Annotated in this window: 13 protein-coding genes; 12 read left to right on the top strand and 1 reads right to left on the bottom strand. The window is 63.2% G+C overall.

Translation table 11 applies throughout. The annotated features are described in order from the left end of the window. From FKV68_RS32310 to FKV68_RS32260, 11 genes are all read left to right on the top strand, one after another. A complete protein-coding gene (locus tag FKV68_RS32310) occupies positions 1-1251 on the top strand; it encodes an NAD(P)/FAD-dependent oxidoreductase (protein WP_180942965.1) in 1251 nt (416 codons plus the stop codon). Between the two features lie 30 nt (positions 1252-1281). Next, positions 1282-2757 carry an aldehyde dehydrogenase family protein gene (locus FKV68_RS32305; protein ID WP_180942964.1) on the top strand — a complete coding sequence of 492 codons (1476 nt, stop codon included), beginning with the start codon at positions 1282-1284 and terminating at the stop codon, positions 2755-2757. Positions 2758-2771: 14 nt separating this feature from the next. Further along, the gene (locus FKV68_RS32300) at positions 2772-3806 is read left to right on the top strand and encodes a proline racemase family protein (protein WP_180942963.1); all 1035 of its coding nucleotides are present in this window, start codon (positions 2772-2774) and stop codon (positions 3804-3806) included. A gap of 14 nt (positions 3807-3820) precedes the next feature. Next, entirely contained in the window at positions 3821-4582 is a 762-nt protein-coding gene (locus FKV68_RS32295; protein WP_180942962.1) for an SDR family NAD(P)-dependent oxidoreductase, read from the top strand. A 15-nt stretch (positions 4583-4597) separates the two neighbouring features. Beyond that, the gene (locus FKV68_RS32290; RefSeq protein WP_180942961.1) at positions 4598-5353 is read left to right on the top strand and encodes an SDR family NAD(P)-dependent oxidoreductase; all 756 of its coding nucleotides are present in this window, start codon (positions 4598-4600) and stop codon (positions 5351-5353) included. 290 nt (positions 5354-5643) lie between these two features. Beyond that, positions 5644-6348: an SDR family oxidoreductase gene (locus FKV68_RS32285; protein WP_180942960.1), complete on the top strand. Its 705-nt coding sequence runs from the start codon at positions 5644-5646 to the stop codon at positions 6346-6348. A 665-nt stretch (positions 6349-7013) separates the two neighbouring features. Further along, positions 7014-7571 carry an FMN reductase gene (msuE, locus tag FKV68_RS32280; protein ID WP_180942959.1) on the top strand — a complete coding sequence of 186 codons (558 nt, stop codon included), beginning with the start codon at positions 7014-7016 and terminating at the stop codon, positions 7569-7571. 78 nt (positions 7572-7649) lie between these two features. Continuing rightward, the gene (locus FKV68_RS32275; protein WP_180942958.1) at positions 7650-8999 is read left to right on the top strand and encodes an LLM class flavin-dependent oxidoreductase; all 1350 of its coding nucleotides are present in this window, start codon (positions 7650-7652) and stop codon (positions 8997-8999) included. 22 nt (positions 9000-9021) lie between these two features. Next, positions 9022-9867: an ABC transporter permease gene (locus FKV68_RS32270; protein WP_180942957.1), complete on the top strand. Its 846-nt coding sequence runs from the start codon at positions 9022-9024 to the stop codon at positions 9865-9867. A 43-nt stretch (positions 9868-9910) separates the two neighbouring features. Then, positions 9911-10900, top strand: coding sequence for an ABC transporter substrate-binding protein (locus tag FKV68_RS32265; RefSeq protein WP_180942956.1), 990 nt, complete (start codon positions 9911-9913; stop codon positions 10898-10900). 9 nt (positions 10901-10909) lie between these two features. Further along, the gene (locus tag FKV68_RS32260; protein ID WP_180942955.1) at positions 10910-11680 is read left to right on the top strand and encodes an ABC transporter ATP-binding protein; all 771 of its coding nucleotides are present in this window, start codon (positions 10910-10912) and stop codon (positions 11678-11680) included. A 352-nt stretch (positions 11681-12032) separates the two neighbouring features. Here the strand turns inward: FKV68_RS32260 and FKV68_RS32255 are convergent, their stop codons facing one another. After that, the gene (locus FKV68_RS32255; RefSeq protein ID WP_180942954.1) at positions 12033-12197 is read right to left on the bottom strand and encodes a hypothetical protein; all 165 of its coding nucleotides are present in this window, start codon (positions 12195-12197) and stop codon (positions 12033-12035) included. 306 nt (positions 12198-12503) lie between these two features. Between FKV68_RS32255 and FKV68_RS32250 the strand changes: the two genes are divergently transcribed. Next, positions 12504-14048: an FAD/NAD(P)-binding protein gene (locus tag FKV68_RS32250; RefSeq protein WP_180942953.1), complete on the top strand. Its 1545-nt coding sequence runs from the start codon at positions 12504-12506 to the stop codon at positions 14046-14048. Positions 14049-14110: the final 62 nt, after the last annotated feature.

Genomic DNA, 14110 nt, shown 5'->3' with positions numbered 1-14110 from the left:
ATGACGAGCAATAACGAGGGTCCTGTCGTCGTCGTAGGTGCCGGTATCATCGGCACGACGATCGCCCATGAACTTCGACGCCGCGGAAAAGACGTCGTTCTCATCGAGCGAGATTTCGATGGCAAGGGCGCCTCCTACGGCAACATGGCATCGATCGCGGTCACCGAGTTCATGCCCGCCTCCCGCCCTTCGGTCTGGGCGCAGATGCCGAAATGGCTGATCGATCCGGAGGGGCCGGTGCGGGTCCGTCCCTTCTATGTGCCGAAGCTCGCCCCGTGGTTTCTCCGGTTTCTGGAAGCGAGCCGTCCGTCGCGGGTGAAGGAACTGGAGGCTGCAGGCGCAGTACTTTGTCGTCGTGTCTACGAAGACCTGACGCCTCTGCTGCAGACGACCGGCCTATCCGACATGCTGACCGAGGAAGGGTGCCTGAGCCTCTATGCGGATGAGGCCGAGTTCAGGGCGGACAGGGAGCATATCGAGGTGCTCGAACGTTTCGGCTTGCGCCATGAAGTCCTCGACGGCAACGCCATCCGCGACCTCGAACCGGCGCTGACGTCGAAGATCGCGAAGGCGATCCTCTTTCCCGATAACCGTTCGATCCGCGACCCGCATCGGCTTCTCCTGAAACTGAGGGAGGCGTTCCGGGCGCTCGGCGGCAGGATCGAGCAAGACGAGGTCGTCGGCTTCGATCACGGTGATGGCGTCAAGGCCGTTCGCCTGAAGGATAGTCGCTCGATCGCCGCGTCTCAAATCGTGCTTTGCGCCGGCGCCTATACCGGCAGGCTGGCGCGGCTTCTCGGCGAACCGATCCCGCTCGAGACCGAGCGCGGCTATCACACCCAGATCATGGCGCCCGGCATTTCGATGCGTCACTCGATCATCTGGCCGGCGCGCGCCTTCATGGTCACGCCGACCGCCGGCGGCATCCGAGTCGGCGGCACGGTGGAAATGGCCGGGCTCGACGCCGCGCCGGACTACCGGCGGGCGAAGGTGCTGGTCAAGCGGGCGCAGGAGGCCCTGCCGGGTCTCCGGGCGGAGAAAACCACGGAGTGGATGGGCCATCGCCCGGCACTTCCCGATACGGTGCCGATCATCGGCGCTTCCGCGAAACATCGCGGCCTCTTCTACGCGACCGGCCACGGGCATCTGGGCCTCACCTATGCGGCGACGACCGGGAGGCTCATCGCCGATCTTGTGACGGGCGTCCAACCCCCGATCGATCTCAAACCATACCGCGTCGACCGATTCTGACGGCCCGCGTGGGAATCAATGGAGCGAACAATGCGCAGCAAACTCTACATCGACGGAAAATGGATGGCGGCCGCAAACGGCAGGACGTTCGACGTCGTCAATCCGGCGACAGAAGAAGTGATCCACAAGGTCGCCGCGGCAACGGCGAAGGACGTCGATGTTGCCGTGAAGGCGGCACGCCGCGCCTTCGACAAGGATGGCTGGCCGAAGCTGTCCGGTGCACAAAGAGCCAAATACCTGCGCGCCATCGCCGACGGTATCCGCGCCCGTCAGGCGGAAATCGCCCGTCTCGAAGTGATCGATAACGGCAAGCCGTTTGCGGAGGCGGACTGGGATATCGCCGATGCGGCCGGTTGCTTCGACTTCTATGCGGGGCTCGCCGATGAGCTCGACAACAATCCGGAAGAGCCGATCACGTTGCCTGATGCCCGGTTCACGTCGAAGGCGGTCAAGGAGCCGATCGGCGTCGCCGGTGCGATCATCCCGTGGAACTACCCGCTTCTCATGGCGGCCTGGAAGGTTGCGCCTGCGCTTGCCGCCGGCTGCACGGTCGTGCTGAAGCCGGCGGAAGTCACCTCGTTGACGGCGCTCGAACTCGCAGCGATCGCCGACGAGGCAGGCCTGCCGCCCGGCGTCCTCAACGTCGTCACCGGGGCCGGCTCGGTCGCCGGGCAGGCGATCATCGACCACAGGCAAGTCGACAAGCTCGCCTTCACCGGCTCCGGTGCGGTCGGCTCGAAGATCATGGCGGCGGCGGCCCGCGACATCAAGCGTGTCAGCCTCGAACTCGGCGGCAAGTCGCCCTTCGTCGTATTCGACGACGCAGACATCGATGAGGCGGTCGAATGGATCATGTTCGGTATCTTCTGGAACCAGGGTCAGGTCTGCTCCGCGACGTCGCGGGTCCTCGTCCACGAAGGGATCTATGACCGCCTGCTGGCACGGCTCGTCGAGGAAACGAAGAAGATCAGGATCGGCAACGGTCTTGAAGAGGGCGTGCTTCTCGGGCCACTCGTCTCGGGACGCCACTACGAACAAGTTCTCGCGGCGATCGAGGCGGCAAAAGCTGCCGGTGCGACGGTCGCCTGCGGCGGCAACCGTCCGGAGGGTTTCGACAAGGGCTATTATCTTGAGCCGACGATCCTGACCGACGTGGCCTTGGACAGCGACGCCTGGCGCGAGGAGATCTTTGGACCCGTCGTCTGCATCCGGCCCTTCTCGACGGAAGAAGAGGCAATCGCGCTTGCGAACGACTCCCGCTTCGGGCTCGCCGCGGCGGTGATGTCGAAGGACGATGTCCGCGCCGAGCGGATTGCCGCCGGCTTCCGCGCCGGCATCGTCTGGATCAACTGCTCGCAGCCGACCTTCACCGAGGCGCCCTGGGGCGGCTACAAGGAGTCGGGCATCGGCCGCGAACTCGGCCGCTGGGGCCTCGAGAACTATCTTGAGACCAAGCAGATCACCCGCTTTGCCACCGGCGAGAAATGGCGATGGTACATCAAATGAAGGGGCCCATCTCCATGAACTGGGACCGTTCGCTTGACCTGCTATTGGTCCATTGCCAGGGCGAGATCGGCAAGGTGATTGTCGGCGGCGCGCCGGAAATCTCCGGCGCGACCATGCTCGACAAGATGAACTACATCAACACCGTCGACGACAGTCTCCGCCGCTTCGTCACCTTCGAGCCGCGCGCGAGCGTCGCCATGTCGGTCAACCTCGTCGTCGCGCCGACAAGGCCCGGCGCCGATGCCGGCTTCATCGTGCTGCAGGCGGACCGTGCCCATCCGATGTCCGGAAGCAATTGCATCTGTGTCGTCACCGCGCTGCTTGAGGGTGGCAGGGTTGCTATGCGGGAGCCGGAAACGATCGTCCGGCTCGACACGCCCGCGGGGCTGATCGTCGCGCGGGCCATCTGCCGGGAGGGGCGTTGCCTTTCCGTCAGTCTGGACAATGTGCCGAGTTTCGCCGAGGCGCTGGACCGCGTGATCGAGACGCCGCGCTGGGGCCGCATCAAGGCTGATATCGCCTTCGGCGGCGTCTATTACGCAATCGTCGACGTCGATCAGATCGGCGTCGAAATCGCGCCCGCCAATGCACGCTATCTGGCCGAAGCGGGGATCGAGCTGAAGTCGCTTCTGGCGGACCAGGTCGCCGTCAGACATCCGCAGCTGACCGGTGTCGACGAGATTGCCTATGTGATGTTCCGGGGCAGCGAGCCGGATGGCGCCGTGCGCACCTGCACGACGCTGAAGCCGGGCCGGGTCGACCGGTCGCCGTGTGGAACCGGAAGCTCGGCGAACCTCGCGACGCTGTTTGCGCGCAACCAGGTCTCAGCCGGAGACCGGCGGGTGTCGCGCTCGATCATTGGCGGCGAGTTCATAGCGGAAGCCATAGGTGAGACCGAGGTTTGCGGCAGGCCCGCCCTGTTGCCACGGATTACCGGGCGCGGCTGGATCTATGGCCGCGAACAGCTTCGGCTTTCGAATGACGATCCATTCAGGAATGGCTTTGCGCTCTCCGACAGTTGGGGGCCGCGGGTCGATCAGCTGGGATGAGAAAGGAGAAAGCGATGCCGATGAAACCTCTCGCTGGGCAGAATGTACTGGTCACCGGTGCGTCGGGCGGTATTGGTGCGGCCATCGTGACGGGTCTCGCGGAGGCCGGCGCACGTCCCATCATCCACTTCGGCCGGGACAGGACCGGCGCCGAAGCCCTGCTTGCTCGGATCTCCGGCGAAGGATTCCTGGTACAGGCGGACCTTTCTGAGCCAGGCGGTGCATTCCAGCTCTGGCGGCAGGCCGAGACGCTGGCGGGGCGGATCCACGCGGTGGTCAATAACGCCGGCATCCGCACAGAGGTCACGATCGATGCGGATCCGCAAGCCTGGGTCGATGCGTGGAAGAAGGAGTTCCAGGTGAATTTCTTTGCGGCGGCCGACCTTTGCAAGGAGGCGATTAGGCATTTCAAGGCGCACGGCGGCGGCCGCGTCATCAACATGGCGAGCCGCGCCGGGCAGCGTGGTTACGCCGCCGATGCCTTGCCCTACGGAGCAACCAAGGCGGCGCTCATCAATCTTACGAAGTCCATCGCGCGCAGCTTCGCCGGCGACGGCGTCGTGGCGATCGCGATTGCCCCAGGCTGGGTTCAGACGGACATGGCAGACAACTTCGTTGAGAAATTCGGCAAGCAGGCCGCCGTCGCCGACATTCCGCTCGGCGAGATGGCCCAACCTTCGGAAATCGCCGAACTCGTCGCCTTCGCATTGCGTCCGTCGCAGCGCTCGCTGAACGGCGCGACGCTCGACGTGAATGGCGGCAGCTACATTCGATAAACCAGAGGAGGGATCATGAAGAGATTCGACGGCAAGGTTGCAGTTGTGACGGGCGGCGGCGGCGGTATTGGTTCCGCCATATCGCGGCGGCTGGCGGACGAGGGCGCGCTTGTCGTCGTTTCCGACGGAAATGGTGAGGCGGCCAACATAGTGGCGTCCGAAATCGAGGCCGCCGGCGGTTCGGCCGTCGCGATCGCCGCTGACATTTCGCAGAAGGAGGCCTGCTTTCGGCTTGTTTCCGAGGCCTTCGCCCTTCGTCGGCGTATCGACGTCCTCGTCAACAATGCCGGCGTCAATCGACGGGGCAATCTGCTGTCGTTGACCGACGACGAGTGGCAGGTGAGCTTCGCCGTCAACCTCGACTCCATGTTCCACCTCTGCCGTGCCGCGTTGCCGCACATGATCGAGGCGGGCGGCGGCGCGATCGTCAACACCGCATCGCAATGGGGTCTTCATCCCGCTCCGAACCACATTGCCTACAATACGACCAAGGCTGCAGTTGCCGCCTTCACGCAGAATCTTGCGCGCGACTACGCCCCCCAGAAAGTCCGCGTGAATGCTGTCTGCCCCGGCGAGATCCATACGCCCATGCTGGAGGCGGGCGTGAAGCGCTCGGGTCGCACGATCGCGGATCTCGACGAGCTGGTGCCATTTGGGCGCATCGGAAAACCCGAGGAAGTGGCCGCCCTCGTCGCGTTCCTCGCCTCGGATGAGGCCGCCTTCATGTGCGGCAGCCTGGTCGAGATTACCGGTGCTCAGGCGGTGGCGTAACGCTGCGGTGCGAGCGCTCTGGATGATGCAGGCTGACGGATTCCGTCCGACGCTACCGCAGGCGGGAGGCCGGGAGAACCCGCCCCTTCATCATGATGACTTCTGGCTTGATGCGCCCGGCTTTCGAACATCCTGAGCGCGTTGAGCGGCGGGAACTTGTCCCGGGCTCTTTCCATCAGCCATCCAACAGTTTTCCTACAGGCTCGTGCGTGTATTTCTATTTAGTTGCCGCGCAGCGTTTATGTCAAAATTCGCGGGACTCTTGAACGAACTTCATGAAAGGAAATGACATGGCTACAGAAAAGGTCGCGCTGGTTACGGCAGGTGGGAGCGGCATGGGAGCGGAGGCGGCACGCAGGCTCGCGGCCGATGGCTACAAGGTTGCCATCCTTTCTTCCTCGGGGAAGGGCGAAGCGCTGGCAAAGGAGCTCGGCGGGCTGGGGGTCACGGGCTCGAACCAGTCGAATGAGGACCTGAAACGGCTTGTCGACCTCGCTTTTAGCACGTGGGGCCGCATCGACGTGCTGGTCAACAGCGCCGGTCATGGCCCGCGCGCTCCGGTCCTCGAAATCACCGACGAAGACTGGCACCGCGGGATGGACACGTATCTTCTGAACGTAATCCGGCCGACCCGCCTCGTCATGCCGGTGATGCAGAAGCAGAAGTCCGGAGCGATCATCAATATTTCCACCGCATGGGCGTTCGAACCGAGCGCCATGTTCCCGACGTCAGCGGTGTTCCGTGCCGGGCTCGCCGCCTACACCAAGATTTTCGCGGACACCTATGCGGGTGAGAATATCCGGATGAACAACGTTCTGCCCGGCTGGATCGACAGCCTGCCTGCGACCGAGGAGCGTCGCGACAGCGTGCCCATGAAGCGCTACGGAACGAGCGCGGAGATTGCCGCGACCGTTGCGTTCCTTGCCTCCGAGGGCGCGGCCTATATCACCGGACAGAACATCCGCGTCGACGGCGGCCTCACGCGCTCAGTCTAGACCGGGCCGGATCATGTGGCCGCGAGAATTGGAGAGTGGGTGTGACACCCCCCTCTGCCCTGCCGGGCATCTCCCCCACAAGGGGGGAGATTGGCCAGAAGCAAGGCCCCCTGGCCGACAGCGAAATCGCAAATGCCGATGTGACCCAATTCAATGCCACCTGCACAGGGGCATTGAACGCCCCCGCAGACAGTCGTGAGCGCATCGGCCCGAAAATCGCAATCGATTTTCGGAAAGCACGATGCGCAGATTCAAAGACCTACAGCGTCCTTTGTGCGGCCCGCTTGCCATTCCCCTTGTGGGGGAGATGCCCGGCAGGGCAGAGGGGGGTGCTGCCCTGGCAGCTCAGGGGCAACTCTGTCATCCGTGGTCCCCCGACTGCGATTCCCTCGGATCATGTCTTGCGCAAGTCGAGGCCTTCCAGTTCTTGAAACGGCGCAGCGGTTTTAGCGCATGCAGTGCCGCTTTACCTGGGCACACGGCGGACTCCCGCGTGTTCCGCGAAAAGTCCGCGGCTCACCTGCCGCCAAGATGGCCGCAAACAGGCGCCGTATCATGGCAAACTCTTCCCCTCTGGCGACGCGGAATAGAACTCCGTTGCTATAATTCACAAAAATTATAGATTTAGACGATGACATCTGAAACGGCTTCGACGGAGGTCTACGATGCCGGATAAAAGAGTGGTCGGAATCTCGGGAAACATTACGCGCCCGTCCAAAACAAGGACTTTCGTAGATCATATCGTTCATCGGCTTGCGCTGAGTGTCGGAGCCTCGGCACAGACATTCGACATAGAAGACTTCGGCCATTCTCTGCCACATGCAAGGCGGTTGGACGATCTCGCTCCGGAAGCGCGATACATCGTCAACCAGGCGATCACGGCCGACGTGCTGGTCGTTGGCTCTCCGACGTTCAAAGGCAGCTATACCGGACTGTTCAAGCACTGCTTCGACCTCTTCGATCCCTCGTCGCTACGCGGCAAGCCGGTCATCCTTGCGGCAACCGGCGGCGGCGAGCGTCATTCGCTGATCGTCGAGCACCAGCTGCGCCCGCTGTTCGGCTTCTTTGAAGCACTGGCAATGCCGACGGCAATCTACGCGTCGGACAAGGATTTCGAGGAGGGCGCCCTGATCTCGGAAGCGATCCATGCGCGGGTCGGGCTGGCGGTCGACGAAACAACGCGCGTGCTGGGACGCTCCGACCGGCGGAGCATCGCCGCTTAGCGCGCCGCGCTGGACACAGGACATCGTGAATCAAAACGCCATTCATGGCCGATCGGCTGAAAACCCTCGGAGGGCTCAATGACCAGAAAGATCAAACTCGGCGCCTTTCTGCCCGGCGGCGGCCAGCATATCGCCGCCTGGAGACACCCGGAGGCTCCGGCTGACGGGGCGACAAGTTTCGAGTTCCACAAGAAGCTCGCGCAGACGACCGAACGTGGCCTGTTCGACGCCTATTTTCTAGCGGACAATCTCTCCGTCGGGCTCGGGGGGCGTGAAGGCGGGAACGCCAAGATTGCGGGGTTCGAGCCGGTCACGCTGTTTGCCGCACTCGCACCGTTCACGACGCATCTCGGCTTCATCGCGACCGCGTCGACAACCTACGAGGAGCCCTATACGCTCGCCCGCAAATTCGCGTCTCTCGACCTTCTCTCCAACGGCCGGGCGGGGTGGAACGTGGTGACTTCGGCGGGTGATGAGACGGCTCGCAACTTCAACAGGGAAACGCAACCGACCCATGCCGAGCGCTATGAGCGCGCCCATGAGCATGTCGAAACGGTGAAAGCCCTCTGGGACAGCTGGGAGGACGACGCCTTCATCCGTGACAAGGCGACCGGCCGCTTCTTCGACGCCGGACGTGTCCACGATATCAATCACAGGGGCAAGCATTTCTCGGTGAAGGGGCCGCTCAACGCACCTCGCCCGATACAAGGACACCCCGTCGTCGTCCAGGCGGGACAATCCGAAGACGGACGCGGGCTCGCGGCTGCGACGGCGGAAGTGATCTTCACCGCCCATCAGAATCTCACTTCCGCCCAGGAGTTCTACCGGGACATCAAGGCGCGTGTCCGACGCGCAGGACGCAACCCCGAGTACGTGCTGATCATGCCAGGGGTCGCACCCTTCGTCGGCCGCACGGAGGAAGAGGCGCGCAGCAAGTACGAGCGGCTGAACGAGCTCATCGTTCCAGAGGACGGCGTCGCCCTGCTCAATGGGTTGACCGGCGGAACGCTCGACCTGACGGGATATCCGCTCGACGGTCCGCTGCCCGTCAGCCAGGAGACCGAAGGCATGAAGAGCCGCCAGGCGCTGATCCGCAAGATTGCCGACGAGCACGGCTTCACGATCCGGCAGCTCTACCAGTGGATCGCGACGGCGAGAGGTCACTACACCGTCGTCGGCAGCGCCGAGCAGGTCGCCGACCAACTCGAGGAATGGTTCCGCAACGAAGCGGCGGACGGGTTCAACATCCTGCCGCCGTGGCTTCCCGGGGCGCTTGACGACTTTGTCGACCTGGTGATCCCCGAACTGCAGCGCCGGGGGCTGTTCCGGACCGCATACGAGGGCCGCACGCTTCGCGAAAACCTCGGCCTCCCCAGACCGGAGAATCCATGGACGCAATCGCGCGGAGCCGTTCAGGCCGCGGAATAAAACGCCAAAGGAGGGCAGGCAGATGAGCTTGCAGGACGTCGACAGATCAATCCTCGCCAACCGCGGCGCCGGTGGCGTCAAAGCGGAAGAATATCTCCAGCGGGCCAGCGTAAAACTTCGAAACTGGCTGTCGCGCTACGGACTTCTGGCTGCCTTTCTCGTCTTCTGGCAAGCCGCCAGCAGCAGCGGTTGGATCAATCCGGCCGTTTTCCCGCCGATCGACGCGATCCTTTCTGCCATGTGGAGAGGCGTCTTCGGCGGAGCCCTGCTCGACGATATCGCCATCAGCCTTCAACGATCCGGCCTGGCATTCGTTGCTGCCGTCGCGGTGGCGATACCGCTCGGCCTGTTCATGGGGCAGGTGCGCCCGATCGAACAGGCGCTCGATCCGATCCTTCAGCTCTTCAGGCAGACATCGGCGCTGGCGCTTTATCCGGTGTTCATCCTGCTGCTCGGGCTCGGCGAGGCATCCAAGGTTTTCGTGATCTTCTGGGCGACATTGTTCCCGCTGCTCTTGAACACGATCAGCGGGGTCAAGGAAGTCGATTCGAAGCTGATCGAAATGGCGCGTGTCTACGGAGCGTCCCGTCCGACCGTCTTCCGGCGGGTCGTCCTGCCCGGAGCCATTCCCGCCATCTTCGTCGGCCTGCGGCTGAGCGCCACCACCGCGCTGCTGTTGCTGATCGCCTCAGAGATGATCGGCGCCAACAAGGGCGTCGGCTTCCAGGTCATGAACGCTCAGTACAACTTCCAGATACCGCTGATGTTCGCGGCGATCTTCATCCTCGCCGGGCTCGGGCTCATCGCCAACTACGCGCTTGTCTTCGCGCAGCGCCGCCTCTGCCGCTGGAGTGATGTTTCGATCTAGCGGAGTGCTCGACATAAACTCTCCAACCAGGAAAGACGAACAAATGACCATCTCCATTCGCTCTCTCGGGCTTGGCACCCTGTTTGCCATCGGTCTCTCCGGATCTGCGACGGCGCAGTCGCCCGACCAAGTGACCTTGCGCTACCTTGCCAGCCATGGCAGCATATCGGCGCACGAGCTCGCAGCCGAACTTGGCTACTTCGACGGCACGGGCATCAAGCTCGAGAACGTCGGCTATGCGAGCGGCGGTCCGGAGTCGCTCTTCGGGCTCGCATCCGGCAGCGTCGACATAGGCTCCGCGGCGACCGCGGCCGTCATCAACTCGATCGCCAGCGGCAATGATTTTGTCGCCGCCTATCCGACCAACGGCATCAACGAACAGGTCAAGAGCATCTTCTACGTGCTCGAAGACAGCCCGATCAGATCCATCGAGGATATCGCCGGCAAGACCATTGCGGTGAACACGCTCGGCGCCCACCTCGACTACGCGGTACGGGAAGCGCTGCACAGCAAGGGCTTGCCGCAGAATGCCGCCAACCTCGTCGCCGTGCCGGGACCGCAACTGGAGCAGACGCTACGCTCGAAGCAGGTGGACATCGCTGCGGTCGGATACTGGCAGGCAACGTTCAACGGCCAGATCGTCGACAATGGCGGCGTACGCGCAATCTTCGACGATACTGACGTCCTTGGCGAGATTGCCGGTGGCTTCGCCGTTCTTCGTCGCGACTTTGTCGAAGAACACCCGGAAGCGGCCAGGAGCTTTGTCGACCAGTCTGCACGTGCGGCCGACTGGTCGAGAGAGAATCCGGAAGAAGCCCGGGCGCTGCTTGCAAAAATTCTTGAAAAACGCGGTGAGAATGGCGCACTCGCCAAGCACTGGACCGGCTTCGGGTTGCGGCCGGGCGCGCGTGCGACCGAACGAGATCTCGATTTCTGGATTGGCGTTCTCGAGCGCGAGGGCAGCCTGCCCCAGGGCAAGTACAAGGCGTCCGATCTTCTGCTCCAGACCACCGCCAGCGCTGCGGCAAACTGAGGTCCAGCCATGGGAGATGTCCAGACTTTGAAAAAAGGGGAGATCGCGCTGCGCGATCTCTCGAAATCCTTCCAGATCGGTGGACGTTCGCTCAGGGTTCTCAGGAACGTCAACCTGGATATCCGCTCGGGCGAATGCCTCGCAATCGTCGGGGCCAGCGGATCGGGCAAGACCACATTGCTGCGCATCCTGGCGGGCGTCGAGGCCGCGGACGCCGGCAAGGTGCTGATCGACAACAAGCCGATCGCGGGCGTTGGCAGCGAACGCGCCGTCATCTTCCAGGAGCCACGCCTGCTTCCCTGGCAGACGGTTCTCGAGAACGTCGCGTTCGGGCTGGAGGTCAGGGGTGGCCATGCGCGTCACGCCACGGAGCGCGCGCGCCATTACATCTCCCTGGTGGGACTGGCCGAATTTGCGGATGCCTATCCCAAGCAGCTCTCGGGCGGGATGGCGCAAAGGGTCGGTATCGCGCGAGCGCTGACGGTCCGGCCGGAGATCCTGCTGCTTGACGAGCCATTTGGCGCGCTCGATGCGATGACCAAGCTGACGATGCAGGAGGAGCTGGAGCGAATATGGCGGGATGAGAACGTGACGATGGTTCTCGTCACCCACGATCTTGAGGAAGCGGTCTACCTCGCAGATCGCGTCCTGGTTCTTCCGAAGAGCAAGGACAGCAACCCGAAGATCATCGAGATCGATCTCGCCCGGCCACGTGATCGCAGCGAGCCGGGTTTTGTCCGGTACCGCAAGGATCTGCTCCGCGAGTTCGGGCTACACTGAGCGGGCTACTGCATGTTTCGTTAAATCATAGCCGATCTAAGGATAAAAACATGCGGCAATTCAAAGTGCTGCAGCGTCCTTTGCGCGTCTGATAAGACGCGCGGCGCTGTAGTCTTATGCGGCCCCTTCCACAGGGCATGGGGACGTCCATACCAGGAGCGTTTCACAGTCCGTTGGAATTGTGAAACGCTCTAACTCTTTGAAGCGGCGCTATCTGGGACGGAATGCCGAAGCCGATTCGACGTTCAAGACGTCATCGACCCTCGCGGGCTGTGTGTTCATGAATGTGGAAGTCGGTGATCCGTCACGAGACCGAGCGCCCCATGACGGATGTGAGGGCGATGAATACGGCCTAGTAGGGGATTCGAATGCTACCCGTCTCGCTCGCGGCAAATTCAGGCTCGGGATAGGCGCCCTGCCATTGAGCATAGGTCGTGTTGACGTCACCTGTACCGGTGCTTGCACATCCAGAAAGTGCCAAGAGCGCTATCGCTGCAATCAGAAACTTAAGAGGCATGGTATTCTCCTTTCGCCGGAGATCGCCCAGGCCTCAAGGGCCAGCTCTAAAATGTTCCCTCAAATCATCTTCGATGGCAAGCGGTCCTGCACACCTGCAAGCAGTCTTACCGATTGTTTTTTCAGCTTTTCCAAGCGGCAGGGTGGCCACGATGGCAGGCCAACCGGAAAGGTGCTGGCGACGGGCGCCTGAGGACGTGCAAAGCCCTTCGTCAAACTCGGTGGAACTGGCATCCGCCGCTCTATTTCGGCGGTTCGTCCGACGGTCGGGCAGCAGGTGGCGGCGCAGCATTGACAAATACCTGGCATGGGGAGAGCCTCCCGAGGGCGTGGCGAAGAAGATCGCCGGGGTGCCCTTGCCGAAGCGGAGGGACGCGAGGTGACTTTCGTAAGCGGGGGGTGCCCCACGGTCGGTGTGATTGGCGGCGGTTTTACCGGAGCGGTCGTCGCGGCAACTCTCGCACGCGACAAGAGCATGGAAGGATGGCAGATCGCCGTCTTCGAGCCGCGCGAACGTCTCGGTTGCGGTCTTGCTTATGACACAGATGATCCGGCGCATCGCGTCAATGTGCCGGCCGGGCGCATGAGTCTCGATCCGGACGACGCCGACCATTTCATCCGCTGGATGGAGCTTCGCGGCGAGCCGCGCGACGACAGGGATGCACAGGCGGCGGACGGCTATCTCTATCCGCGCCGCGGCCTTTTCGGCCGCTATGTCGCGGATGCCGTGGCGCCGCACCTCGGCAACGGCCGCATCGTCCACCACCGGCAGAGGGTTATCAGCGTTGAGCGGCGTGGTGGAGATTGGGAAATCCGGGGTGACGCCGGCACCACGCTTCGCGCCGACATACTGGTGATCGCAACCACCCATCCCGCCCCTGCGGCACCGGCGGGCATCGACAGCGTGTTGCAGGGGCACCCACGCTATGTGGCGGATACCACGGCGCCTGGGGCTCTGGCGGCCATCCGCCCTGACGACCACGTCCTGATCATCGGTACCGGCCTCACGGCGGCGGATGTCATCGCTTCCTTGCGCACCACCGGGCGGACCGGGCCGATCACCGCCTTTTCCCGGCGCGGCCTCCGCTCGGCCGGGCACGCGGCCCAAGCCCAGGAGCCCTATGGAGACTTCACTGGGGCGCCATCGCGAACGGCGACAGACCTGCTGGTGCGCGTACGGCGGGCTGTTGCCGACGCCGAGGCTGACGGCTTTTCGTGGCATGCGGTCTTCGATGCACTGCGCAGCCAAGGCGGAGAGATCTGGCGCGGCCTGCCACTCACGGAACGGCGGCGGCTGATACGCCATCTGCGCCCCTTCTGGGACGTTCATCGCTTTCGCATCGCGCCGCAGATCGATGCTATCGTCAGAGCAGGACTGCAGTCGGGCGGCATCCGCATTCTGGCGGGCCGGATCGATCGGCTCGAGAGAAACGGCGACGAGATCGCCGCGACGTTCCGGCGGCGCCACGGAGCCGGGATCGAGCACTGGAGTGTCGATGCCGTTGTGATCACGACGGGGCCGGCACACAAATCCGTCTTGAAGAGCCAGCCCTGGCTCGAAACGCTTTCAGCCGACGGCTACCTGCAGCCGGATGCCGTCGGGCTTGGCGTTGCATGCAGCGAGACAAGCCGGGCGCTCGACAGTGAGGGCCGGGAGATGGAGACGCTTTTCATCGCCGGACCGCTCGCCCGCGGCACCTTCGGGGAACTGATGGGGCTGCCACAGGTCAACGACCACGCCATCTTCGTGGCGGAACAGGTGGCCGCACTTGCTCGCGGGCAGGGAGCCGCGAAGGCCGCTCCTTCGCGAGACGACGGATTAGAGGCATCGCGGGCTGCGTCGACAAGTTAGATCATTTCACTGATTCATTGAAACAGTGAAATGATCTAACTCTTTGAAACTACGCAATTCCG

The organism is Sinorhizobium mexicanum, assembly GCF_013488225.1.
Lineage (GTDB): Bacteria > Pseudomonadota > Alphaproteobacteria > Rhizobiales > Rhizobiaceae > Sinorhizobium > Sinorhizobium mexicanum.
This window is presented reverse-complemented; position numbering and strand designations above follow the sequence as displayed.